Below are 23,635 nucleotides of genomic sequence, written 5' to 3' on the forward strand. Positions count from 1 at the left end.
CCCGCGCCCGCGCCCGCGCCCGCGCCCGCGCCCGCCGGCGTGACACGCTGGTCCGCTTCCAGCACGGCCTTGATGCGGTAGCGCGGGCGGTCGCGCACTTCCTGGTGGATGCGGCCGACGTATTCGCCCAGCAGGCCCACGCCGAACAGCAGGATGCCGATCAGGAAGAAGTTCATGGCGAACAGCGTGAACACGCCCTGTACTTCCGATCCAAGCACGAAGCGCCGCAGCAGCAGCACCACGAACAGCACGCCCGAGAGCAGCGACAGGATCGTGCCGATCGCCGAGAACCACTGCAGCGGCACGATCGAGAAGCCGGTCACGAGGTCGAAGTTCAGGCGAATCAGCTGGTACAGCGAATACTTGGATTCGCCCGCAAAGCGCTGCTCGTGACCGACTTCGATTTCCACGGGATTCGAGGCGAAGGTATAGGCCAGCGCGGGGATGAAGGTGTTGACCTCGCGGCAGGCATTGATGGTGTCGACCACGTTGCGGTCATAGGCGCGCAGCATGCAGCCCTGGTCCGTCATGCGGATCTTGGTGATGCGCTCGCGCAGCCGGTTCATCGCGCGCGAGGCATAGCGGCGAAACGCGGTGTCGTTGCGCTGGCGGCGGATGGTGCCCACATAGTCGTGGCCGGCGCGCATGGCTTCGACCAGGCGCGGGATTTCTTCCGGCGGGTTCTGCAGGTCGGCGTCCAGCGTGATCACGATCTTGCCGCGGGTCTGCTCGAAGCCCGCCAGGATCGCCATGTGCTGGCCGAAATTGCCGGCGAACAGCACCACCCGGGTCACATCCGGGCGCTTGTGGAACTGCGCCGCCAGCAGCTGCGCCGAGCGGTCGACGCTGCCGTCGTTGATGAAGATGATCTCGTACGACTCGCCAAGGCCATCCAGCGCCGGATAGAGGCGGTCGAACAGGGCTTGCAGCCCGTCTTCTTCGTTGTAGACCGGAATGACGACCGAGACTTCGACCGGGCTCATTTGGAGAGACGTTTGCATGTTTCGCTGAGGATTGCACAGACCCGCTCCACATCGGTGGCTTGCATCGCGGGGAACAGCGGCAGCGTGACGATGCCGCGCCCGATGCGTTCGGCATGCGGCAGCATGCCTTCGCGCCAGCCGAGCGAGCGGTAGTAGGTAAAAAGATGAATGGGCGGGTAGTGCACGCCGGTGCCGATGCCGCGCTCGCGCATGGCCTCCATGACCTGCTGGCGCGCCCGGGCCGGGCCGCCTTGCAGGCGCTCGGTCGGCAGCACCACCTGGAACATGTGCCAGTTGGTGGTGGCATCGTGTGCATCCAGCGCTTGCGGCAGCTCGATGCCCAGCGCCTCCAGGCCACTGTCGGCGGCACAGCGGAAATACGTCTCGGCCAGCTCGGCGCGGCGCGCGGTGATGGTGTCGAGCTTGCCCAGCTGCGCCAGCCCGACCGCGGCGTTGACGTCGGTCAGGTTGAACTTGCCGCCGGGCTCTTCGACATCCATGCCGTCCATGCCGGTGCGGATCACGCCCTGCAGCCGCAGGCGCTCGGCGCGCACGGCTTCTTCGGGCGTGTTCATCACCAGGCAGCCGCCTTCGATGGTGGTGATGTTCTTGTTGGCCTGGAAGCTGAAGCTGACCAGGTCGCCAAAGGCGCCGATGCGCTGGCCGCGCCAGCGCGAGTCGATTGCCTGCGCGGCATCCTCGATCACGCGCAGCCCGTGCTTGCTGGCAATGGCGTACAGGCGGTCCATGTCCACCGGCAGCCCCGACAGGTACACCGGCATGATGGCGCGCGTGCGCGGCGTGATCGCGGCCTCGACGGCATCCAGGTCGAGATTGCGCGTGCGCGGTTCGATATCGACGAACACCGGCCGCGCGCCCACTGCCAGCACCACGTTGGCGGTGGCGACCCAGGTGACCGGCGTGGTGATGACCTCATCGCCCGGCCCGATATCGGCAATGCGCAGCGCGATCTCCATCGTGGCCGAGCCATTGGCGAAGGTGCGCACCGGGCGTCCGCCGAACAGGCCTGACAGCGCAGCCTCGAAGGCCTGCATCTTCGGGCCGGAGGTGATCCAGCCCGAGGCCAGCACCTTGCCGACTTCGGCAATGGCGGCGGCGTCGATGTCAGGCCGGACAAAAGGCAGGAACTCAGGGGCGGATGCGGTCATGGCAGGGCGAAGAAGTACGGTCGGTGTCGGACCTGGCGGCGTGCGCGCAGGCGCGTCATGAGCGGGCGATCAGGAAGACGCCCGCCAGTATCAGCAGGATGCCGGCCACGCGCAAGGGGCCGATCATCTCGCCGAACAGCCACCAGGCGGCCAGTGCATTGACCACATAGCCGAGCGACAGCATCGGGTAGGCGATCGACACATCCACGCGCGACAGCCCTACGATCCAAACCCCCACGCTGACCACGTACAGCGTCAGCCCGGCCAGCACCGGCCATTGGGTCAGCACGCGCAGCGCCGTCACCAGCAGCGTGCCGCGGTCCAGCGTGATCGCGCCGATGGCATTGACGCCGGCCTTGAGCAACAGTTGCGCAGCCGCATTGAGCAGCACGCCGGTCAGGATGAAAGCGAAGGTGGAAAGCGTCATGGCACTGCGTAGTGCAGGAGTAGCAGGAGTTGCAGGTTACTGTCCTGGGGCTTGCGTCTGCGGGCCATTGCCCGGCAGCGCGAAATTGGCGACCGCCACACGGCGGCGGTCACCGGCGATCCTGTGCATCGGCACGCCGCGCGCAGCCAGTGCGTTGTAGGTCGAGGGCAACATGATCGCTACCGCGCGCTTGCCGTCCTGCCAGCGCGCGATAAAGCCATCGATGGTCGGGATCCACTTCTGCGGTTCCTGGCCGATACCGAATTCCAGCTCATCGGGATGCGCCACCATGATGGTGGTGCGGCGCAGGTAGAACGGCAGCGTGTGGTCCAGCATGCCCACACTGTACAGCGGCATGTCCGGGGTCAGCACGGCATTAATGGCGGGCACCAGGTCCGCGCCGGAACTGGGCCGGCCCATGGCTTCGTGACCGCGCAGCGCCACCGTGGAGCAGATGAACATCGCCAGCGCATAGGCCACCACGCTGGGAAACACCCCACGCGTGCGCAGCAGCCGGCGCGCCAGCAGTGCGCCGCCCAGCATCACCGCGAAGGCGATGCCGGTCCACACTGCGAATTCCCGATAGACCACATTGGGCGTGCTGGGTTTGTCCATCATGCCGACAAACGGGCACGCCAGCAGCCCGACCACGCCCAGGGCAATCATGGCATTGACCTGCCAGCGCCACGTGCGTTCCGTCAACGTGTCCAGCGCCACGCCGGCCAGCAGCGCCAGCGCCGGGAAGATCGGCACGATATAGCCGGGCAGCTTGGAGCCGGACAGGCTGAAGAAGACAAAGATCGCCACGGCCCACAGCGCTGCCAGCAGGGCGGGCTGGAATGGCCGCGGCGAGGTGCCGCGAGCGACGCCGGCGCGCTCGCGCACGGCCTTCCACATTTGCGGAACCAGGCCCAGCCAGGGCAGGAAGCCGCCCAGCAGCAGCGGCACGAAGAACCAGATCGCGCCTTCGCGCTGGTGCACGTTCGAGGTATAGCGTTGCCAGTGCTCGTGGATAAAGAAGAAATGCAGGAACTCCGGATTGCGTTCCGACACCAGCCAGAACCACGGCACCGTCACCACCAGCATGGCGACGATGCCGCCCGGCAGATGCAGGCGGCACCACAAGCGGAAGTCGCGCGTCACCAGCGTGTAGACCACCAGCACCAGCCCCGGCAGCGCCAGCCCGACCAGCCCCTTGACCAGCACCGCCACGCCCATCGCCGCCCAGCAGGCGAGCATCCAGTTGCGGCGTTCGGCGCGGGTGGCATCCGGGTGCTGGGCCAGCAGCATGAAGGCCAGCACGCACGCCATGGCGCCGGCCAGCGTCATGTCCAGCGAGTTGAAGTGGCCGGCAATATTCCACATCGGCGCGGAAACCAGCACCAGCCCCGTCAGCATCGCCACGCGCCGGCCGTACCAGCGTGCCGCGGCCAGCATCGACACGCCCAGCCCCAGGATGCCGGACAGGGCCACGCACAGCCGCGCCTGCCAGTCGCCCACGCCAAACAGCGTGTAGGCCAGCGTGGTCACCCACAGGTGGAAGGGCGGCTTCTCGAAATACTTGAGTTCCTGATAGCGGATCGTGACCCAGTCGCCGGTGGCGAACATCTCGCGGGCAATCTCGGCGTAGCGGCCTTCATCGGAGCGCAGCAGGTGACGCATGTCGAGGGTGCCGAACCAGACCAGCAGGATAAACAGGCTGGCCAGTGCGACCGCACTGGCGGTGGTGGCTCCAACGGACAGCGCGGCAGCCCGCGAGGTCGATGAACTACGCATAGATCTCCTGGAAAAGCGCGACGGATCGATGGTCCTGCGTGGGGCGCGCGGTGACGGGAAGCCATCACAACGCATGGCCTTGCCTGTTGGTGGACACCAGGGAGGCAAGTCGCCTGCGGCTGGCACGCTGGCAGCGCCTCGCACGCCACTGCCGCCTCGGCACACGCGAGGCCGGCAATGGTAGCACGGTGGGCAGGCCGCCCCCGGCGGGTGCCGGAGACGGCCTGCGGGGTGCCGGATTGCCGCGGGGGAGGGGGAAAGTGCTGCTCAGGCCGGCTGTTGCACGCTACCCGCCGGCGCTGGGCACGGCGCAGGCCCATGCGGATAAGCAGAATGCCGCAAACGATGGCCCAGGAGCCGATCAGCCATAGCACCGCCAGCGCGTCGGCCACCGGCTGCCACAGGATCTGCGCGAAAAATCCGAGTTACACATGCAACAAAACGCGATAATTTCAGTGTCCAGGCGGTCGCCTGGCAGGCCGGGCGCTGGGGCGGGGGCGCCTGGAAACTCTAGACGGGGATTCATGTGAAGAAAAAGGCGCAGCAAGACCGGCTGGCAGGCCTGGTGGCGGGCGCGGCCATGGCCCTGGCGCAGCATGCCGGCGCACAGGGTGTGGTGCTGCCGGGCGCCGGCCCGGCGGTGGCGCAGGCCGCGGCAAGCCAGGCGCAGGCAGCGGCGGCGGCCGTGCTGTGCAGTGCCCCATGGTTTCGCTCCGGCTCGCATGTGCAGATGGAAGGCGACGGCGTGATGCCAATGTCGGTCAGCATGACCCTGCGCGATGTGGTGCGCAGCCCGACCGGCTGCCGCGCCCAACTGGAGATCAATTCCAAGACTGCCCTGTCGGCGCTGATGGGGCCGCCGGTGATTACCACCCAGGTGCATGAAGTGGTGATCGACCGCAGTTCGCCCGGCGGCCCGACCAGCATCGAGAGCCAGCATGCCGTCATCAACGCCCGCGCGCGCTACGCGCGCATGTACGGTGAGGCGGCCTTCCGCGGCATGGGCGTGTTCAACTACGCCGGCCTGGACCTGCGCGAGGGCGCCACGCTGGAGGGCGAGACCTTTGAATCGAGTGTCTCGCTGAAGGTCTATCCGCTGGGATCGGACGAAGTGGTCAGCACCATGCGAGCGCAGCATGCGTCGATCCATATCGGCTCGCGCCACGTCGGCAAGCGGCAGACGATCAATACCGTCCTGGGGCGCAAGGAATGCCTGCCGGTTACCTTCGAGAAGCGCACCTCGCTGGGGCCGGTGCTGGTTGGCGAAGAAGTGGTGCAGGTTGAGCCGACCGTGATGCACGTCACCGACTGGTATTGCCCGGCCGACGCGTTCGTGCTGCGCACTGAAGTGCGCCAGGATGACAAGGTGCAACGCGTCGATGTCACCGCGCTGGAGCGCGACACGCAAGCGCCATAGGCTTGTGCGCCTGGGCACGACGCAAAAAAACCCGCCAAGGCGGGTTTTTTTGCGTCAGGCGCTTGCGGCTCAGCTGGCAGCCGGCGCCGAAGCGGCCTTCTTCTTGCTCTTCTTCTTGGTGGACTTCTTGGCCGGCTTTTGCTCGGCGGCCGGCGCGGAAGCGTCGGTCAGGTCGCTGCGGGTGCTCTTGTTCGCGCCCTGGCTGTACGGGTCGAACTTGTCGCCGGCCTTGGCCCCCTGGCTGTACGGGTCGAACTTCTCACCCGACTTGGCGCCCTGGGAATACGGATCGAACTGCTTCTTGCCGCCGGTCTGTGCCTGCACGGCCAGAGAAGCGGCGCCAAGGCAGAGTGCGATCGCGGTCGCGACGTACTTGTTCATGGTTTCTCCTGAGAAATGCCGCCGTCGGGCGGTCGTGTATGTGGCCTCTCCCTTGCACGGGACGGCTCGGCCCAGTGTCGCCAACATCGCTCATCGCTGTCAACTTGGGGCTTGCCCCGGCGCCACGGCCTCATGGAAACCCTGAATTGCGGCACCAGCCCAATTGGGGTTCGGGACCGCTTGCCCGTTTACTCCGTGACCGCGTCCGACGGGTGCTTCCAGGCCGCGCGCACCTCGCCGGACGGCGCCAGCGCCAGGTTGATGCCGCGGCTGCCAATGGGCTGCTGGAACCAGCGCTTCTGCAGCGCCGTGACCTCCGGGCCGGCAAAGGTGTTGGCCAGCGCCTGGTCGACCAGGCGCTTCCATTCCGGATCGGCCTTGGACAGCATCAGCGCATTCTGCTCCACCGACAGCGCCGGGCCCACGATCACGTATTGCGACGGGTCCTTGGCGCGGGCGCGCAGGCCGGCCAGCAGCACGTCGTCCATGACGAAGGCCTGGGCACGGCCGGATTCGAGCAGCAGGAACGATTCGCCATGGTCCTTGGCGTAGACGTCGTGGTAGCCGTACTGGGCCTTCATGCGGCGCACGTGGCGGTCGCCGGTCGATCCGGCGCTGGTGACCACGGTCTTGCCGCGCAGGTCGCCGAACGAGCGGATGCCCGAGTCGGCGCGCACCAGCATGCGCACGGTCGACACATAGTGCGAGACGCTGAACGAAACCTGCTTCTGGCGCTCGAGCGAATTGGTGTTGGGCGCGCAGTCCAGGTCCACCAGCCCGTTGACCACGGCGGGAATGCGGTTCTGCGGCGTGAGCGGCATCCAGCGCACCTTCAGGTCTTTCAGGCCCAGTTGCCTGCGCGCTGCTTCGGCAGCGCGCAGGCAAAGGTCGACCGCATAGCCGGCCGGCTGGCCCTTGTCATCGGCAAACGAGAATGGCAGCGCCGACTCGCGGTAACCGAGCACGATGGTGCCGGATTCGCGGATCTTGTCGAGCACAGGGCTCTGGGTGCTGGCCAGTGCCGGCGTCAGCGCGGCCGCGGACATGGCGGCGAGGGCGACGGCGGCCAGCGAGCGGCGGGCGCGGAGGAGTCGGGCGGACAGGGCGGGCAGGGTGAAGGCAGGCATGCGGGGGAAACCGGAAAGCGGCCGGCAAAGGCAAAGACGAGAGGGTATACCCTTGGTTGGGGCGGGCGAAGGACATTGTTGTCATAAGCAAATTCCCTGCCCCGAAAGCCTTGCCTGGGCCCTCCGGCAATCGTCTGTAACTCGGACTCGGCGGTGCCGTGCGGCTCCGACCTACTTGCTGCCGTCTCGCGTGTCGCCGCCGATCGCATCGACGATGATCATGGTCCGGTCGAGCACGCCGCGTTCGTCAAAGTAGGCACTGAAATGCGCTGGCATGTAGGCGCCCGCATAGAGCCGGTAAGACCAGGCCTCGCGCTTCATCAGCGGGTAGTACTGGATGGGCTCGCGCGGACGGCCAAAGCGCTCGGCAATATCCTGCTTGGTCCAGACCCCCGGGCGTGCCTCGTAGATTTCTTTCTCGGTCAGCATCTGCCGAAAGCTCGTAAGCTTGCCGTTGGCGTCAAAGTCTGCCGCGTAGACTTCGAAGCCGAGCGGCTGTTTCGAATAAATCCACCGAGTGGTGCCATCAGCGAGCTGGTAGGTTTCCGTGGGAGCGCCGAACGTATCGCGCACGGCATGCTGCGGGCCGCCGAGCATGCCCTCTGCGGTTTCCAGGGGCCGGAGAGTGGCACAGGCGCCCAGCACAAGGGCCGCCACTGTGACAGTCACGCAGGCGGGCAGGCGATAACGCATGATCGTTCCTCCAGCGGGTCCGCGGTGTGTGCGCCGCGCCAGTTCAGCATAGCGCACGCAGAGTCCAATAGGATATGGTCATTCATCCTGCCGTCCTGGAAAGAAATCCTTCTTATCTCATCGTCCGAAAAGATTAAGTTCTATTGCGACCACGGTCGACACTATAGTTCGAAGCACGACGCACATCGGGGGCTGGGCTGCCACGCCTGGCCAACCGTGTCACAAAATTCGCAGCGGAGAACGGCATGGATGCAGCAAAGCAACTGGTGCACGCGCGTGAAGTTGGCCTCAAGACCGGCATGGTGCTGCAAAAGCGCCTGAAGAATGCGCAGGAGGCCTTTAGTGGCCGCGTGCAGCAAGCCGTTGGGGAGCCGGGCGCCGGCCCGATCAACCCGATGGCCGGCATGGACCCGATGAGCAGCTATGCCTATGCCATCGACAGCATGCAGCGTGCCATCCTGTTCTGGGACACGCTCAGGCAACGGGGCAACAACTTTGTCGAAAACACCATGCAGGGGCTCAAGCCGGTCCTGCATTTTGGCTACGAGACCGTTCTGGATGCCCGCCAGTTCGAACGGCCCGTCAACTACGCGCTGTTGAAGATTATCCCGCCCGATGGCGTGACGATCGATGATAGCCGCCGCCCTTACGTCATCATCGATCCGCGTGCCGGCCATGGCCCGGGCATCGGCGGTTTCAAGGACGACTCGCAGGTCGGCGTGGCAATGCGTGCCGGCCATCCTGTGTATTTTGTCATCTTCTTCCGCGATCCCGAGCCGGGACAGACCCTGCTGGACGTGTGCGAGGCCGAGCAACAGTTCATCAAGAAAGTGCGTGAACTGCATCCACACAGCGCCAAGCCAGCCATCATCGGCAATTGCCAAGGCGGCTGGGCTGCGATGATGCTCGGCGCCTCGGACCCGGACGACACCGGGCCGATCGTGATCAACGGCGCGCCGATGTCGTACTGGAGCGGTGCCTGGAGCGAGGGCGAAGGCGACAACCCGATGCGCTATTCCGGCGGGCTCCTGGGCGGCACGTGGTTGGCGTCGTATACGGCGGATCTCGGCAACGGCAAGTTTGACGGCGCCTGGTTGGTACAAAATTTCGAAAACCTGAATCCGGCTAACAGTCTCTGGGACAAGTACTACAACCTGTACAAGAAGGCCGATACCGAGCCGCCGCGCTTTCTTGAGTTCGAACGCTGGTGGGGCGGCTACTACCTGATGAACCGCGAGGAGATCGAATGGATCACGCGCAACCTGTTCGTCGGCAACAAGCTCTGGGGCGGTGAAGTCAAGAACGCCGGCGGCAAGGCGTTCGATCTGCGCGAGATCCGCTCGCCCATCGTGTTGTTTGCCTCGATGGGCGACAACATCACGCCGCCGCAGCAGGCATTCAACTGGGTGGTGGACATCTACGGCAGTACCGAGGAGATCAAGGCTCGCGGCCAGGTGATTGTCGGCATGATGCACCGGAGCGTCGGCCATCTGGGCATCTTCGTCTCCGGCAAGGTCGCGCAGAAGGAGCACGCACAGATCGTCTCGGTGCTCAAGAGCATCGAACTGCTGCCGCCTGGGCTCTACGGCATGGTCATCCGTGAGCGCAAGGGTAGCAATGGCGTGGACTATGAGGTCCAGTTCGAGGAGCACTCGCTCGAGGAAATCGCCAGCAGGCTTAACCGCTTTGAGCGTGTTGACGAGAAGCCGTTCGAGACGGTCGCCAACCTGTCGGACTTCACGCAGCGCGCCTACGAGCTGTTTGCGCAGCCTTACGTCCAGGCGGTGTCCAATGAGATGACAGCGCGGGTGCTGCGCGAATTCCATCCGCTACGCATGCAGAACTGGCTGTTCTCGGACCTGAATCCGTGGATGGCATGGTTGAAGCCCGCCGCCGACGCGGTCCGGGCCAGCCGGCAAACGTTGGAACCGGATCATCCGCTGCGGCAGCAAGAGCAGGTGGGCGCGGAAATGCTCAGCGCCGGTTTGGACGCATACCGGGCCGTGCGCGATGCGATGACCGAATACACCTTTTTCAACGTGTACGCCAACCTGTTCCCGTTCCAGCCAAGGAGCGAGCCTTCCGCCCGCGCGGGTGCCCCGGCGGCGACCGACCCGCATGACCTGCCGGAAGTCAAAGCGGCGCTGGCCGCGGTCGGGCAAGGCGGATACGCCGAGGCCATTGCCCGGCTGGCCTGCCTGCTGAGCCGCAGGGGTGAGCCCCTGCCGCTGTCCAGGCTGGAGCTGCGCAAGGAGCTGGTCACGGACTACGCCGATCTGCTGCCGGAACTTGAGCCGGACGCCTGGCGCGAGATCCGCGGCAGGCAGGAGCTGATCACGCGGTACGCGCCCGTACAGGCCCTCGCGACGCTGCCGGCCTTGCTCAGGTATCAGGCCGACCGCCAGCGGCTGCAGGCGCTGGCGGAGAAGCTGCGTGTCGATGAGCGCCTGCTTGGCGCCAGGCCCACTGTCGAGCAGACGGCAATGCTGGAGCGGATCCGCACGGCGCTCGGCGCCAAGCCGGAACGCGTCCGCGGCGCGGCCGCGCCGCTCACCCGCGCGTCCTAGCGCGCCGCGGCTGGCACACCGCCTCGCAGCCGACCGACACCGACGACCCTGACGCAGGAGTGGCCCGTGAACGCCAAGCATGAGAAGTACCAGCGCCTGATTGATTACTGCAAGGCCATGCCGCCTACACCGACCGCGGTGGCGCATCCGTGCGACCAGTCTTCGCTAGAAGGCGCCGCAGAGGCCGCCCGGCTGGGCCTGATCGCGCCGATCCTGGTTGGGCCGCGTTCCCGCATCGAGGACGCCGCGCGCGCGGCCGGCATTGACATCCGCGAGTACCCGATTGTCGATGCCGAGCACAGCCATGCGGCAGCGGCTGCCGCCGTGCAACTGGTGCGCGAAAGCAAGGCCGAGGCTCTGATGAAGGGCAGTCTGCACACCGATGAGCTGATGGGAGCCGTGGTCGCGGGTAACAGCGGCTTGCGCACCGGCCGGCGCATCAGCCACTGCTTCGTGATGGATGTGCCCGGCCACGAGGACGCTCTGATCATCACCGACGCCGCCGTCAATATTGCCCCGACGCTTGCCGAGAAGGCCGGCATCCTGCAGAACGCGATCGACCTGGCCCATGCCTTGCAGGTCAAGGAGGTACGCGTGGCGATCCTGTCGGCGATGGAGACCGTCAACCCGATGGTTCCGTCCACACTGGATGCCGCCGCGCTGTGCAAGATGGTCGACCGCCGCCAGATCACCGGCGCGATCGTCGACGGACCGCTTGCGCTGGACAACGCGATCAACCTGGACGCGGCGCGGATCAAGAAGATAGACTCACCGGTGGCCGGGCGCGCCAATGTCCTGCTGGTGCCTGACCTGGACGCCGGCAACATGCTTGCCAAGAGCCTGACCTTCCTGGCCGGCGCCGACGCCGCAGGCATCGTGCTGGGCGCGCGCGTGCCCATCATCCTGACCAGCCGTGCCGACTCGGTCATGACCCGGCTGGCGTCGTGCGCGGTGGCCGCGCTGGTGGCCAAGGCACGCCGCGAGTCCGGCCAGGTGGCGGGGTGATGCCATGGCCGAACTGATCCTGGTCCTGAATGCGGGTTCGTCGAGCATCAAGTACTGTGCCTACAATACCCATGACGATGCACTGAGGCTGGTGCTGCGCGGGAGCATCGAAGGTCTCTACGCGGCACCGGCATTCCACGCCACCGACGCCGTGGGCGCTGAGGTCGAGACCAGGCGGTGGGATGCCGGTACCACGCTCGGGCACGAGGGGGCCATTGCCTTCCTGGCGGACTTCCTGCGCGGCCATGGGGAAGGGCATACGCTGAGCGCGGTCGGGCACCGGGTGGTGCACGGCGGGGTACGCTTCACCCAGCCGGAAAGGGTGACCGACGCGCTACTGGCAGAGTTGGACTCGCTATGCCCGCTCGCACCCCTGCACCAGCCACACAATCTCAAACCGATCCGCATCCTTGCCGAGAGGCGCCCGGAACTGCCCCAAGTAGTCTGCTTCGACACCGCCTTCCACCGGGCGCAGCCGGAAGTGGCACAGGCATTCGCATTGCCCGCGGAGATCAGCGCGCGCGGCGTCAGGCGCTACGGCTTCCACGGACTGTCCTATGAGTACATCGCCAATGTCCTCCCGAGCGTTGATGCGGGTGCGGCGGCGGGCCGCACGATCGTGGCCCACCTCGGCAACGGCAGCAGCATGTGTGCGCTGGTGGCGGGGCGCAGCGTGGCCAGCACGATGGGCTTCACTGCGGTGGATGGCCTGCCGATGGGAACTCGCTGCGGCAGCCTCGATCCGGGCGTCATCCTCTACCTGATCAGCGAACTCGGCATGGATGCCCGCGCCATCGAGGACCTGATCTATCGAAAATCCGGTCTGCTTGGCGTCTCCGGCCTGTCGAGCGACATGCGCGCGCTGCTCGCCAGCGACGATGAGCAGGCCCGTTTTGCCGTCGAACTGTACACGTACCGCGTCGCCCGGGAGCTTGGTTCGCTGGCCGCCGCCGCACAGGGGCTGGACGCGCTGGTCTTCACCGCTGGCATCGGCGAGCATGCCGCGCCGATCCGCGAGCGCGTATGCCGGCTGGCGGCATGGCTGGGGGTGAGTGTCGATCCCGCGGCGAACGCCAGCGACGGACCGCGCATCAGCTTAGCCTCGGGCCAGGTCCCGGTCTGGGTCATCCCGACCAACGAGGAACTGATGATTGCCAGGCATACCAGGGAGGTCCTGGCGGCACCCGCTCGATGACCACCGCTACAGCCGACCAAGCCAGCGGCATGGCAGCTACGGCTCGCTGGCAACAATGAATCCAGGAGAGAGTGACATGACTGCAGCGCAACAACTGCCTATCCTCGCCAACGCCCGCGCACTCGTCTGCGGGATTGCGAACGAGCACTCCATTGCTTACGGGTGCGCCAAGGCCTTCCGCGAACTGGGTGCCGAGGTGGCGATTACCTATGCCAGCGAAAAGGCGCGCCAGTTTGTCGAGCCGGTGGCGCAGGAGCTTGACGCTTCCATCTTCCTCCCCCTGGATGTCACGAGCCAGGAGGAAATGGACGAGTTGTTTGCGCGGATCGGGGAGCAGTGGGGAAAGCTCGATATCCTGGTGCATTCGGTGGCCTGGGCGCCGAAAGACGATCTGCAGGGCGGCCTGCTCAATTGTTCGGCTGAAGGCTTTGCCAAGGCCATGGATGTGTCCTGCCACTCCTTCGTGCGCATGGCCCGGCTGGCAGCGCCCCTGATGGGCGATGGTGGCACGATGTTCACCATGAGCTATCACGGCGCCAACAAGGTGGTGCCGAACTACAACGTCATGGGCCCGGTGAAGGCCGCCCTGGAAGCGGTATCACGCTACCTGGCGTACGAGTTGGGCCCGCGCGGCATTCGCGTGCATGCGATCTCGCCCGGGCCGCTGCAGACTCGCGCTGCGTCCGGGCTGAAGAGCTTCGATTTGATGCTTGCTGACGCTGTGGAACGCGCTCCACTTGGCGAGCTGGTCGATATTATGGATGTGGGATACACCTGCGCCTTCCTGGCCACGCCTTACGCCCGGCGGCTGTCGGGCGAAACGCTGTATGTGGACGGCGGCGTCAATATCATGGCGTGAAACGCAGCGCTCGTTGACAGCGCGGGAGGAAAAAGGGTGGCGCCCGGAGTCTAGCTGGCATCCAGTCGTTGGGCATCGGGTGGCCACTATGCCTGAACGTATCAGCTAGCCAAGCTTCCACGAGGAAACTAAAGTGGGTTGACGGCACAAGGCTCATCCAGCCGGTTCAAGAGGGGATGCCTTCAGTTCCAGATCGGATCTTCCTTCTGCATCTGATCCTTGGTCTTCTTCATCCAATAGGAACCGATCTGGCGCTCGGTGACGTGACCCTGTTTTTTTACGTCGATCTTGTCGAAACTTTCGTAGACCTTTGGCATTCCCGCCTGAGCTTCGTCACGAGTCAGCTTGCCGTCATGATTGGAATCGGCAGCCTTGAATCGCTCGGCAATCAGAGCCTTGGCCTGGGCCGTAGTCGGGGGAGCTTTCGGCACCTCGGCTGGCGCCGCTCCCGGTTGGGATCCTTGTGCCGGCTGGGCGGCCGCGCCTATAGAAATCAGTCCCATCAGGACTGCGAAACCAACTGCTGGCAATTTGCGCACGGTCATGTCGCTCTCCTCAGTTCATTATGTGTGTTTGGACCTTTGGCACGGAAACGACTTCCATTCGAGCTTCTGTGAGTCTTGGCTCACCCAGCATTCTAGACGCTCGTAGCGGAGACCGGGGGCAAATTGATTCCGGTCGGACTGGCGCGACAATACAGCTCGATGGCGGCGATGTCGTGCGTAATCGCCTATGTTCGATATCGGAAAACTGCGCCGGATCAGCTACTATCAAATGCTGCGGGGGCGATTCAACGAACTCGCTTTCATTCCTTACGACACCGTTGCCATGCAAGCCAAGTCTGACGCGACAAACTTCGTCCCGTTCACCGTGCCCCTGTGCGATGGACGGGAAGTGCTGGTGCGGGAGATTACCGAAGACGACAAGGTCGGCCTGTTAGCGGCATTTAACAGGCTTTCTGCCGATGCGCGTTACGCCAGATTCATGGCCGCCATGCAACAGCTGCCGGAAGCGATGCTCGAGCAAGCGACGCATCCGTCGGCCGAGCGTGAGTTTGCGCTGGTAGCGCTTGCCACGGAAAACAAGGGGTCGTCTATTGTGGGTGGCGCACGCTACGCCGCCGCGCCGGGCAGCGATACCTGCGAGTTTGCGGTGACTGTCGCCGATGACTGGCATCGGCTCGGCCTGGCCAGCCGACTGCTGGGCACACTGATCGACATCGCTCGGAGCCGCGGCTATCGATGCATGGAAGGGTATGTTTTGTCGTCGAATACCGCCATGCGGCGACTGGCTAAACGTTTTGGATTTGCCGATTTAGCGTGTCCAGACGATGCCACGCTGCGCGTGGTGACGCTTGCGCTTTAAGGCAGCGAGAATAGGTGCAAGCGTCTTGCTGCGATGTCTTCCGTTTGAGGTGATCTATATGAACGCGTGCTCTTTACGCTAGCTTCTCGCGTGCACGGTTAGACAGGAATCGCGCCTGGAAGAGCTTTGACTGGGACGCAGTACGATTACTCCGCGTGGGACGATCAGCCAAATATATGTCCCGTTTTGTCAAATGAAGGTGAGTACCCCTTGGTAGAATCCGGTGCTCTATGCAGCCAGTTCCGCCGGTTGGGCACGTCGCCCCGATCCATACAAGCGTGCTGCCGGTCTGAGTTAACGCGCATGCCGCCACCTGTCATCTCCGTCGTCATCGCAGACGATCATCCGGTAATTCAACTTGCAGTCAAGGCCACCTTGAGCGAGATCCCGAATGTCGGGATTTGCGCAATATGCTCGTCAGGAAAAGAGCTCTTTGCGGCGCTACAAACGCAACAACCTGACCTTATCGTCACCGATTTCACGATGGAGCGCTCCCAGGTCAATGATGACGGTCTTCGGCTGATCCACCGGCTCAGGCAGTCGCGTCCACATACACCGATCGTGGTTTTCACGATGTTGACCAATGGCGGACTGCTCACGCGCATCAAGGAGATGGGCGTTGCGGCCATCGTCGGTAAGAACGAGGAGCCGGGCATCCTGAGGCAAATCTGTGTCGATGCAATAACAGGTACTGGCCAGCGCCTGTCGCCGGGCATAGCGGCCAGGATGTCAAGTGCGGGGGCGTTGGTCAACGGCACGGCAAGCCCGCTGTCCCCGCGGGAGATCGAAGTTGTGCGGATGTTCGCGACTGGCAGCACGCTCACGGAAATCGCGGGATATCTCCATCGATCGCTCGCTACCATTGCGACGCAGAAGCGCTCGGCAATGCGCAAGCTGAATATCACCACTAATGCGGACCTTGTCACGTACGCACGCGACAACGGTCTTACCTGATGCAGGAAGAGCGCGAGCGCTCGCAGCAATCGCCACTACACGCCGACCACTCGGTTGAGCGGAATCTGCAGCGGGAGCGCCGTGTGTTCTCGATGGTGGTCCTGCTGCTGGGGCTGGTCGCCATCGCGATCGCTTCGGCAGCAATGCTTGCCCGCCTGAATGAATCCCTGCGCGCCCAGGAGCAGGTCGCGCGCCTGTATGAGCAAGGCGTCGTCGATGCGGTGCTCGAACGCCGCAGCACCCTGACGGCGACGAACCTGATCCTTGAGTTGCGCAGCAATGGCAAAGTCCCCGTGGCGCAGCGCGGGCATGCCGGCAGTCTATGCACACAGGTGTCTCCGTCTGCGCCTCCCGATCCGGTGTTGGAGCAGAGTTGCGACCAGGCTGTCCGGACGCTGACTGCCGCAAGCCAGAAGCCTTCGATCGAGATGATCTCGATTGCGAACGGGGCGACGTATCGGTATGAAGCGCCCGACGCATCGGGATCCGGCGTGGCTGCGGCCCTTCCGCCGCTGTCGTCGTCAAGCATCACCACGATGATTCTTGAACGGTTCCCGAGCCGCGACTTGGATCTCTTGCAGGCAGCGCGGGAGAAGCGTGTCATATGGCTGGGCATCCCGGCGAATGCGGCCGGAGGGAGTCCGGAGATGGTTGGCGCATCGCTGGTCGCGAAAGGCGACGCACTTTACGCCATCGTGTTGACGCGGATCCCGCTGCAAGACTTGCTTCGGCCAGCCTGGCCGAACTTGTCGATCCCGGAGCCAATTGTCGTCGATCGCCTGGGCACGCCACTGGTTGCTTCAGGTGCACGGGCCAACGCACGGCGCCTGGACGCCAGGCTGGAGGGACTTCCGGAGGGGCTGTTTCACTGGGTCCAGGACTATGGATGGGCCCTGCGGCGCCCGCTGCTCATTGCGGATTTCGGCCACCTGGTCTTCGCACTGCCGCTAGGGCAGCAGTTCCGGGAAATGCGGCAGGAACTGCTTGTAACCGGCCTGGTTACGGCCGCGCTTCTCGCCTTGCTGTTCGCGATGTATCGATACTGGAACTATCGCTTCCTGACCGGCACCTATGCCGAAGCGGCACGCGCACAGCAGCTGTTGCACGAAGCGAGGCTCGCCAGCGAGGCTGCGGCCAAGGCCAAGGTGGCGTTCTTTGCGTCGATGAGCCACGAGATACGGACGCCGCTTTCCTCGCTGCTGGGAAACATGGAGCTCGTGGCCCTCGGTAGGCTGGAGCCGGAGCAGCGGGCGCGGGTAAGCGCCATGCAGGTGTCGGCCGAAGGGTTGCTGCAGATCGTCAATGACGTGCTCGATTTTTCGAAGCTCGACGTGGGAGCGATGCGTCTGGCGGAGGAGCCCGTCGTCGTCACGGAACTCCTGGGTCGCATTGCAATCTCGCACGCTCCGCTTGCGGCGCGGCGTGGGCTGAGCTTCTTCGCGGTATATGGCAAGGAGATTCCGGCGCGGCTCAATCTTGACCCGGTGCGCCTGACCCAGATCGTCAACAACCTGCTTGGCAACGCGTTCAAATTCACCGAGGCGGGGAAGATTGTCCTGCGCGCGCAATGGGTGGATGAAAACCTTGAGATCGTCATCACCGATACCGGCGTTGGCATACCGGAGGCGTACAAGGAACGGCTGTTCCAGCCATTCTCCCAGGTCGGCAACAATCGTCTCGCGCAGGCCGGCGGGACCGGGCTTGGACTGTCAATCTGCATGCGGCTGGTGAAGCGGATGAACGGACGTATCACGCTGGACAGCGTACTAGGCGTTGGCACGCGCGTCACGGTTCGCCTGCCGCTCAGCCCGCCGGGCGGGCATCAGACCCCGGCGCAATGGCGCCCGGCGCCGCGCCGCGCGCTGGTCCTGTCCCGTGAGCCAGAGTGCCTCGAAGGAATGCTGAACCATTTCGACTGGGGATCATCACAGCCATTTTTTCGGTCCAGCATCGACGAGCCCATTGACGGGGACAGGTTCGACTGCCTGCTCGTGACCGAGTCCTTGGATCCGGCCCAAGTCATAGCGTGGTGGCGGAACCCCGCCACTATCGTGTGGCTCAAGCAACTGGGCCCGCTCGTCCCGACCATACGGCCGGATGGCAGCCGGGAGGTGTCTGCCTACAGCCTGGCCGGTATCCATGCCGCTGCACAGGCGGTCCTCAATAATGCTCCGGAGACCAGGCATGTCGACGAAGACCGTGTCGTGGCTGCCATACACGATCAGTCTGCAGCGCTGTTCGCGGGCCTTTCCGTGTTGGTCGCGGAAGACAATCTGCTGAACAGGAAACTGCTGCACGACCAGCTTCACCTGTTAGGTGCGAGCGTTATCGAAGCAGGCAACGGCAACGAGGCCTTGGCAGTGTTGTCGCAGCAGGGCGTGCATGCAGTGCTGACGGATGTGGACATGCCCGTAATGAATGGATTCGACCTGCTTCGTGAAATCAGGCGGTGCAGGCCGGAGATACCCGTCTATGCCGTAAGCGCAAGCGCGAGACCGAAGGACGTTACCGAGGGGCTGGCAAGCGGATTTACCGGCTATCTCACGAAACCGGTGTCGCTGGCGACGCTGGCTTCGGTGCTCGATGCTGTTGCCGCCAAGGCCGACCCGCCACACACGGATGGTGGGGCGGCGCCAGTGCTGCTAACCGATGACGATCTCCCTGAGCTGCCGTCGGTCGCCGGAGAATACGCCGAAGCGTTCCTGGCGCAGACCATGGTGGACCTGAACGAATTCGAGGCGGTCCGGGCAGCGCGAGACATCCGCCACATGGAACGGCTGCTGCATCGTATCGCGGGGACGCTCGGGGTCGTGGGGCGCTCAGGACTGTCCGAACTCTGCGCTGACCTGCACGGCCACGTGGCTGAAGCCAAGCGCTGGGACGACGAGATCGAACTGCAGTCCGCCTTCATCGTTCAAGGCCTGATGAGCGTATGCGAGCGCGGGCGTGGTGAGAACGGGGTCGCCTGCGGTTCCCGTCCGCTGGCTTTCTGACTTCTATGATTGTGAATGCACCTGGGCGCGGTCAGCATTGAGGGGAAGGCTGGATGCCTGCTTAAGGCACCACGCACTCGTCTTGGGTACTGCCCCCTTGCGAGGCCCTTGGTTCGCCCGCCTGTACGGGGGGTATTTTTCTCTGTGCCCCGGCCGGGCGCATTGGCTGGCGCTGATTGCCGCCGCACCGAGGCGCGAATCCCCGCCACCGGGGAAAGATGGCGCCATGCCCCGGCCTGGCACCTCCTCAGGAGAGTTCATGAGCAATCGTAGAAGTCTTGCTCTTGCCGTGTGCACGGCGGCACCGCGGAGGTAGACCGGGCTGGCGGCAGCCGGTCTACCGCGCCGAGCAACATGCCAGAGGCGTCCTAAAGAACGGCGCAGGCTTCTGCGCTGGCGGTAACGGCAACATCTACCCGCGCATCATTGCGTAGGACCACGCAGAGGAAGTTGCCGATGGCGTTGCCCGCATGAGGCGTTTCCCGCCAAAGGCGTGGCAGGGGTGCCGTCGAGGCAAGCAGTTCGCCCTGTTCGGATGCGGCATGGAATTCCGTGCCGGCTATGGCATCGCTCCAGGTTATCGCGATGGGCCCCTCCGGCTTGGTGCCAAGGAAGCAGAAGGAGGGTGCCGACAGCGAGCGCCGCGACGCGGGTCCGGTCTCGCAAGGGCCGGCGCGTAGTGCCAGCACGTCATGATCGGTCTGGTTGACAGTGACGATCTTGGTCCACGGCCAGGGCTCCTGGAACGGATGCCAGGTCTCAGAGGTAGGGATCGCGCATCCTGAGATGGCGCTTGCCGTGGCAATGGCAATAACACATGTGGAAATCGCGGAAACAGCATTCATTGGATAGTCAGTTCAGGTGAACCTGATCTTCACCTGGGAGGGCATACGACGGCGGACAGAGTAAGCCTGCCTCGCCATGGTGGCCATCAAAGGAATTCGAAATGCCGGGCGGCCCTTGGCGCGCATCGATTCGACGCACCCTCACTTTCTAATTTCTTTGATAGCCCCGCCCGCGCCACCGGCATAAGGTGTGCACATCCACGGAGATGCGACCGGCCGCGCCGGTTTGCGTCGACGGTATCTGATCCACTTCGAAGGAAACTACAGGAATGATCAAGCACTGCCTTTCGGCTGTCTCGATAGCGGGCGCCAGCGCGCGCGGTCGTGGGGTGCCCAACCTTGTCATGGCCCTGCTGATTGCCGGCGCCGCGCAATCGTACGCGCAGAACCTGCCCGCTCACGCGCAGCGAGACACCGCCGCGCGGCCGGAAGCCTGCTCCGGTACTGGCGCCGGCCTGCAATCCGCGGCCTGCCGTGCCGCCAGCAATGCCGGCCAGAGCAAGTACAACCTCCTGTACGCGGACGATGTGCCGGCCGGCAACAGCGAAAGGTCAACCGGGCCGGTTCCAGCCAGCCCGTGTCGGAACTGCCCGGCGGATGCACAATCCGGCCGGCAAGCGGGGCGCATGCCGGATAGCGCCGCCAGGAACAGCCGCAGCGAATCAGCGGGTACTGCGCCGGCCAGCACACTGTAGTTCTCAACCCAACCAGTACCTGGCAAGTCAAACACCGGGCCCTGGTGCCCGATCTCTCTATTTCCCCGATGAAACTGCGTCAATATCTGCTGGCGGGCGTTGGCCTGCTGGCAATGCATGAACCAGCGTTCGCCTCCTTCCTCAGCGGAAAGGCCCTCGAGAGCGCCGCCAATGCCATCTCCTGGGTGGTGATGATATTCGTGCCGCTCGCAGCCATCTACCTGTTCTGGATGCTGCATATCTGGCCGGATAAGGTCGCCCACCGGAAACAGCATCCGCAAAGGGAAGCCATCCATGCGCTATGCCTGCTTTCGCTCTTCTTCGGCGGACTGCTGTGGCCGATGGCCTGGCTCTGGGCACACACCAAGCCGGTGTTCTACCGGGCGGCCTATGGCACCGACAAACTGCCGGAAGACGAAGCGGCGCGAGGCGCGGCACATGCCCCCATCGGCCGGCCCGGGAACGTCGCGTCCCTGCGGGCGCCGGCACGCGGCGCTACGTCCGGCGCAGGGGAGCAGAGCTGAATGGATGCGCTGCTGCTTGCTATCTACGCGCTGGCCGTCTGGCTGATCTTTTTCAAGTTCAAATGGCTGCCATGGAACACGACGTCCATGGTCATCGTGGTCACGATTCCGGTGGTTGCCCTGACGCTGCTGGTCCTGACGCTGAACGTGGTGGCACCTTCGTCCCATGATGTCAGGGTGGTCGGCAAGGTGCTCCAGGTGGTGCCGCAGGCAAGGGGGCGCATTGTCGAACTTCCGGCCGAGGGTAACCGGCACTACAAGAAAGGCGATGTCCTGTTGCGCATCGACCCGACGCCCTATCAGGCCTCGGTCAGGCAACTTGAGGGCAGGTTGATGGCGGACGATGCCGCGCTTGCCGAAGCGCAGGCCGTTGCTCGCCAACTCAGCGAGTCCGTGCGCGGAGCGGCCGGCAAGGTTGCCACGGTACAAGCCAAGCTGTCGCTCGCCCGACAGCGGCTCAGGGAACATGAGGCACTGCTTGCGGCAGGTGCCGGATCGAAGTTTGACCGGGAAGATGCCCTGGCGCGGCGGCACGAACTGGAAGGCGAACTGGTCAGCGCTCAAGCCGTCGAGGACGAGGCCAGGCAGAAGCTGTCTGCCAAAAGCCAGGGGGAATTCGCCGCCATCGCCACGGCGCGCGCCAAGCGCGCGGAAACCGAAGTCATGCTCGAGAACGCCCGATGGGAACTTGGCCAAACCGAGTACCGGGCGCCCGCCGACGGCAAGGTCGTGAACCTGCAGGTGCGCGTGGGCACGATGCTGGTCCCGTTTCCGTTCTCGCCGGCATTCAGCTTCGTTGAGGACGAGCAGGAGGTGGTCGCCTTCTACAAGCAGAACGAGCTATACAACGTCAAGACGGGGGATGCCGCCGAGATCTACCTGCCGACGCACCCGGGTGAAATCATCAAGGCAAGGGTGGATTCGATCGTCTGGGCGCAATCACAAGGCCAGTTCGCGCAGGGTGGAATGATTCCGAACACTGGTGCCACGGAAGCCGTACCGAACCGGTTCGCCGTCAAGCTGGACCTGCGCGACGAATCGAAGGGCCAGATGCTTCCGGTCGGGGCGGTCGGCGCGGGTGCCATCTACACCTCGCACATGAAGATGTTCCATATCGTTCGGATGGTCTTCCTGCGCGTCAGTTCCAAGCTGAACTATCTGGTATTCAAGCTCCATTAAAGGCAAGCCTGTGTCGTCATCTCTCAACAAGACCCTTCCGGTACTGCTGGCGCTGCCGCTCGCCATGCTCTTTGGCTGCGCCCTGCAGGCGCCGCCGGATAGCGCCAGCCTTCGAGGCCAGGCGGTCCCCGCGCTTGAATGGCAGCGCACCTGGGCAAACGAGGCCGCAGCAGGCGAGCCCGCGGACGACTGGCTTGCAAGCTTCGACGATGCTGAGCTGCAGCGGCTGGCCCGGGAAGCGATTGCGCACAACGGCGATCTCAGGCTGGCAGCAGTGCGCGTCGAGCAGGCGCAGGCACTCGTTACCATGCAAAGCAGCGGCCTGTTACCGAGCGCGGGCGTGAAGGGCAGGGCTGGCCATTCGGAAACCCAGTTCCTCTCGATTGGTGCGAGCTGGGAGATCGATCTCTGGGGCCGCATCCGTGCACAATCGCGTGCCGCAAAATCCCAGTATGCCGCTACCGCGGACGAATATCTCTGGGCGCAGCGCGTCGTCGCAGCCGCTACTGCCAAAGCATGGTTCACGCTGATCCGGTCAGCAAAGCTGGAGGACCGGCAGCGACAGGCCGTGGCGGTACAGGAGCAACTGGTGCAGATCAGCGAGCGGCGGGTTGCCATTGGGGCGGCACCGGATACTGAACCGGTGGAAGCGAAAAATGCGCTGCGCACGCAGGTGGATTCGCTGCGGAAGGCCGAACTGGCCAGGAGCCAGGCCGCGCAAGCCCTGGAGCTGCTGCTGGGCCGCTACCCTGCCGGGGAAGTCGGGAATAGTGTGGCGAAGCTGGAGTTGCCCGCCATGCCCATAGCCCCGCAGGCAGGCCTGCCTGCAGACCTGCTTGATCGCCGCCCGGACTTGACTGCCGCGGCGCACCGCGTCGCCGCGGCCTTCGACCTGAGGCAGTCCGCCGAGGCAGCGCGGCTGCCAAGCATTTCAATCAGCGCGGCCATTACCGGCATCCGTAGCGACGTGCTGCTGCTCAACCAGTCCGGCACTCCGATCAAGGGACTGAATGGCGCGATCTTCGCGCCGCTGTTCACGGGAGGAGAGCTCAAGGCGAGGGCGGACTACTACAGCGCCGAGCAGAAGGCCGCCATGATCGCCTATGGCAACAGTGCCCTGCAGGCACTGGGCGAGGTCGATGCGGGGTTGCGTGCCGAATCGAATCTTGCAGATCGCACCAGGCAAATGCAGGATCGGGTGAACGAGAGCCAGCTATTGGTACAGCGCGAGGAGGCGCGCGTTAGCATTGGTGCTTCCGATCCGCGCGGCGTCCTGAAGGCTCGGCAGGCAATGCTGGCTGCCGAGATGGATCTGATCCACCTGAGGGGCGATCATCTCAACCAGCGCATTGCGCTATTGTTGGCGCTAGGGGGTGACTGGAGCAGGAAAACCATGGAAAGCGCTTGAATGGGTCAAAATGCCAGTCAGAGCATGAAGCTGACTGGCATGGTGTGCTGGATGGAAGAGATTCACTTCTTGC

General features: G+C 64.4%; 20 protein-coding genes and 1 pseudogene. 12 read left to right on the forward strand and 9 right to left on the reverse strand.

Features of this window, described 5'->3' with window-relative positions; all coding sequences use genetic code 11:
• The 4 genes from AC3WLE_RS00005 to AC3WLE_RS00020 form a co-directional block, all read right to left on the reverse strand.
• A partial coding sequence (locus tag AC3WLE_RS00005) for a glycosyltransferase (RefSeq protein ID WP_492363558.1) occupies nt 1-1,001 on the reverse strand: 1,001 nt, incomplete at its 3' end.
• The gene (locus tag AC3WLE_RS00010; RefSeq protein WP_492357161.1) at nt 980-2,152 is read right to left on the reverse strand and encodes a DegT/DnrJ/EryC1/StrS family aminotransferase; all 1,173 of its coding nucleotides are present in this window, start codon (nt 2,150-2,152) and stop codon (nt 980-982) included. The genes AC3WLE_RS00010 and AC3WLE_RS00005, both read right to left, overlap by 22 nt.
• Before the next feature lie 55 nt (nt 2,153-2,207).
• Nucleotides 2,208-2,579 carry an EamA family transporter gene (locus tag AC3WLE_RS00015; RefSeq protein ID WP_011617364.1) on the reverse strand — a complete coding sequence of 124 codons (372 nt, stop codon included), beginning with the start codon at nt 2,577-2,579 and terminating at the stop codon, nt 2,208-2,210.
• A 36-nt stretch (nt 2,580-2,615) separates the two neighbouring features.
• Nucleotides 2,616-4,355: a glycosyltransferase family 39 protein gene (locus AC3WLE_RS00020; protein WP_492357162.1), complete on the reverse strand. Its 1,740-nt coding sequence runs from the start codon at nt 4,353-4,355 to the stop codon at nt 2,616-2,618.
• 526 nt (nt 4,356-4,881) lie between these two features.
• On the opposite strand from AC3WLE_RS00020, the gene AC3WLE_RS00025 reads away from it, so the two are divergent.
• Nucleotides 4,882-5,772 carry a hypothetical protein gene (locus tag AC3WLE_RS00025; RefSeq protein ID WP_492351008.1) on the forward strand — a complete coding sequence of 297 codons (891 nt, stop codon included), beginning with the start codon at nt 4,882-4,884 and terminating at the stop codon, nt 5,770-5,772.
• 69 nt (nt 5,773-5,841) lie between these two features.
• Here the strand turns inward: AC3WLE_RS00025 and AC3WLE_RS00030 are convergent, their stop codons facing one another.
• The 3 genes from AC3WLE_RS00030 to AC3WLE_RS00040 all read right to left on the reverse strand — a co-directional run bounded on the left by AC3WLE_RS00030 (nt 5,842) and on the right by AC3WLE_RS00040 (nt 7,973).
• Entirely contained in the window at nt 5,842-6,153 is a 312-nt protein-coding gene (locus AC3WLE_RS00030; RefSeq protein WP_492351009.1) for an amino acid ABC transporter permease, read from the reverse strand.
• Between the two features lie 188 nt (nt 6,154-6,341).
• Complete coding sequence (locus AC3WLE_RS00035; protein ID WP_492357163.1) at nt 6,342-7,280, reverse strand: amino acid ABC transporter substrate-binding protein; 939 nt, start codon at nt 7,278-7,280, stop codon at nt 6,342-6,344.
• A gap of 171 nt (nt 7,281-7,451) precedes the next feature.
• Nucleotides 7,452-7,973 (reverse strand): hypothetical protein, encoded by a 522-nt coding sequence (locus tag AC3WLE_RS00040; protein WP_492351010.1) that lies wholly within the window; start codon nt 7,971-7,973, stop codon nt 7,452-7,454.
• 245 nt (nt 7,974-8,218) lie between these two features.
• Between AC3WLE_RS00040 and AC3WLE_RS00045 the strand changes: the two genes are divergently transcribed.
• The 4 genes and pseudogenes from AC3WLE_RS00045 (at nt 8,219) to fabI (ending at nt 13,599) form a co-directional block, all read left to right on the forward strand.
• Nucleotides 8,219-10,540, forward strand: coding sequence for a DUF3141 domain-containing protein (locus tag AC3WLE_RS00045; protein WP_492357164.1), 2,322 nt, complete (start codon nt 8,219-8,221; stop codon nt 10,538-10,540).
• Nucleotides 10,541-11,545 (forward strand): annotated as a pseudogene (locus AC3WLE_RS00050) (phosphate acetyltransferase); the annotation flags it as partial.
• A gap of 4 nt (nt 11,546-11,549) precedes the next feature.
• The gene (locus AC3WLE_RS00055; protein WP_492351012.1) at nt 11,550-12,740 is read left to right on the forward strand and encodes an acetate/propionate family kinase; all 1,191 of its coding nucleotides are present in this window, start codon (nt 11,550-11,552) and stop codon (nt 12,738-12,740) included.
• A gap of 76 nt (nt 12,741-12,816) precedes the next feature.
• On the forward strand, nt 12,817-13,599 hold the full coding sequence (gene fabI, locus AC3WLE_RS00060; RefSeq protein WP_492316829.1) for an enoyl-ACP reductase FabI: 783 nt from the start codon (nt 12,817-12,819) through the stop codon (nt 13,597-13,599).
• A gap of 182 nt (nt 13,600-13,781) precedes the next feature.
• Here the strand turns inward: fabI and AC3WLE_RS00065 are convergent, their stop codons facing one another.
• Nucleotides 13,782-14,144 carry an EF-hand domain-containing protein gene (locus AC3WLE_RS00065; protein ID WP_492357165.1) on the reverse strand — a complete coding sequence of 121 codons (363 nt, stop codon included), beginning with the start codon at nt 14,142-14,144 and terminating at the stop codon, nt 13,782-13,784.
• A 283-nt stretch (nt 14,145-14,427) separates the two neighbouring features.
• On the opposite strand from AC3WLE_RS00065, the gene AC3WLE_RS00070 reads away from it, so the two are divergent.
• From AC3WLE_RS00070 to AC3WLE_RS00080, 3 genes are all read left to right on the forward strand, one after another.
• Complete coding sequence (locus AC3WLE_RS00070; RefSeq protein WP_492357180.1) at nt 14,428-14,964, forward strand: GNAT family N-acetyltransferase; 537 nt, start codon at nt 14,428-14,430, stop codon at nt 14,962-14,964.
• A 303-nt stretch (nt 14,965-15,267) separates the two neighbouring features.
• Nucleotides 15,268-15,918, forward strand: a complete 651-nt coding sequence (locus AC3WLE_RS00075) for a response regulator (protein ID WP_492316832.1) — start codon at nt 15,268-15,270, stop codon at nt 15,916-15,918.
• Nucleotides 15,918-18,911 (forward strand): ATP-binding protein, encoded by a 2,994-nt coding sequence (locus AC3WLE_RS00080; protein ID WP_492357166.1) that lies wholly within the window; start codon nt 15,918-15,920, stop codon nt 18,909-18,911. Before AC3WLE_RS00075 ends, AC3WLE_RS00080 begins: the two co-directional genes overlap by 1 nt.
• A gap of 368 nt (nt 18,912-19,279) precedes the next feature.
• Here AC3WLE_RS00080 and AC3WLE_RS00085 read toward each other — a convergent pair whose 3' ends face one another.
• Nucleotides 19,280-19,756, reverse strand: coding sequence for a hypothetical protein (locus tag AC3WLE_RS00085; protein WP_492316834.1), 477 nt, complete (start codon nt 19,754-19,756; stop codon nt 19,280-19,282).
• 269 nt (nt 19,757-20,025) lie between these two features.
• Between AC3WLE_RS00085 and AC3WLE_RS00090 the strand changes: the two genes are divergently transcribed.
• From AC3WLE_RS00090 to AC3WLE_RS00105, 4 genes are all read left to right on the forward strand, one after another.
• The gene (locus AC3WLE_RS00090; protein WP_492316835.1) at nt 20,026-20,451 is read left to right on the forward strand and encodes a hypothetical protein; all 426 of its coding nucleotides are present in this window, start codon (nt 20,026-20,028) and stop codon (nt 20,449-20,451) included.
• 68 nt (nt 20,452-20,519) lie between these two features.
• Nucleotides 20,520-20,975, forward strand: coding sequence for a DUF3302 domain-containing protein (locus AC3WLE_RS00095; protein WP_492316836.1), 456 nt, complete (start codon nt 20,520-20,522; stop codon nt 20,973-20,975).
• Nucleotides 20,976-22,154 carry an HlyD family secretion protein gene (locus AC3WLE_RS00100; RefSeq protein WP_492351017.1) on the forward strand — a complete coding sequence of 393 codons (1,179 nt, stop codon included), beginning with the start codon at nt 20,976-20,978 and terminating at the stop codon, nt 22,152-22,154. It abuts the gene before it with no gap.
• 10 nt (nt 22,155-22,164) lie between these two features.
• Complete coding sequence (locus tag AC3WLE_RS00105) at nt 22,165-23,562, forward strand: efflux transporter outer membrane subunit (protein WP_492316838.1); 1,398 nt, start codon at nt 22,165-22,167, stop codon at nt 23,560-23,562.
• Nucleotides 23,563-23,635 lie beyond the last annotated feature (73 nt).

The sequence above is a fragment of the Cupriavidus sp. FW306-1B-F12B genome (assembly GCF_058781795.1).

Bases quoted from the DNA above. Each gene is read 5' to 3' on its own strand.
- AC3WLE_RS00065 (WP_492357165.1), bottom strand. From the start codon at position 14,144: ATGACCGTGCGCAAATTGCCAGCAGTTGGTTTCGCAGTCCTGATGGGA.
- AC3WLE_RS00085 (WP_492316834.1), bottom strand. From the start codon at position 19,756: ATGAATGCTGTTTCCGCGATTTCCACATGTGTTATTGCCATTGCCACG.
- AC3WLE_RS00035 (WP_492357163.1), bottom strand. From the start codon at position 7,280: ATGCCTGCCTTCACCCTGCCCGCCCTGTCCGCCCGACTCCTCCGCGCC.
- AC3WLE_RS00020 (WP_492357162.1), bottom strand. From the start codon at position 4,355: ATGCGTAGTTCATCGACCTCGCGGGCTGCCGCGCTGTCCGTTGGAGCC.
- AC3WLE_RS00040 (WP_492351010.1), bottom strand. From the start codon at position 7,973: ATGCGTTATCGCCTGCCCGCCTGCGTGACTGTCACAGTGGCGGCCCTT.
- AC3WLE_RS00030 (WP_492351009.1), bottom strand. From the start codon at position 6,153: ATGAACAAGTACGTCGCGACCGCGATCGCACTCTGCCTTGGCGCCGCT.
- AC3WLE_RS00095 (WP_492316836.1), top strand. From the start codon at position 20,520: ATGAAACTGCGTCAATATCTGCTGGCGGGCGTTGGCCTGCTGGCAATG.
- AC3WLE_RS00075 (WP_492316832.1), top strand. From the start codon at position 15,268: ATGCCGCCACCTGTCATCTCCGTCGTCATCGCAGACGATCATCCGGTA.
- AC3WLE_RS00015 (WP_011617364.1), bottom strand. From the start codon at position 2,579: ATGACGCTTTCCACCTTCGCTTTCATCCTGACCGGCGTGCTGCTCAAT.
- AC3WLE_RS00055 (WP_492351012.1), top strand. From the start codon at position 11,550: ATGGCCGAACTGATCCTGGTCCTGAATGCGGGTTCGTCGAGCATCAAG.
- AC3WLE_RS00070 (WP_492357180.1), top strand. From the start codon at position 14,428: ATGCAAGCCAAGTCTGACGCGACAAACTTCGTCCCGTTCACCGTGCCC.
- AC3WLE_RS00080 (WP_492357166.1), top strand. From the start codon at position 15,918: ATGCAGGAAGAGCGCGAGCGCTCGCAGCAATCGCCACTACACGCCGAC.
- AC3WLE_RS00045 (WP_492357164.1), top strand. From the start codon at position 8,219: ATGGATGCAGCAAAGCAACTGGTGCACGCGCGTGAAGTTGGCCTCAAG.
- fabI (WP_492316829.1), top strand. From the start codon at position 12,817: ATGACTGCAGCGCAACAACTGCCTATCCTCGCCAACGCCCGCGCACTC.
- AC3WLE_RS00090 (WP_492316835.1), top strand. From the start codon at position 20,026: ATGATCAAGCACTGCCTTTCGGCTGTCTCGATAGCGGGCGCCAGCGCG.
- AC3WLE_RS00010 (WP_492357161.1), bottom strand. From the start codon at position 2,152: ATGACCGCATCCGCCCCTGAGTTCCTGCCTTTTGTCCGGCCTGACATC.
- AC3WLE_RS00100 (WP_492351017.1), top strand. From the start codon at position 20,976: ATGGATGCGCTGCTGCTTGCTATCTACGCGCTGGCCGTCTGGCTGATC.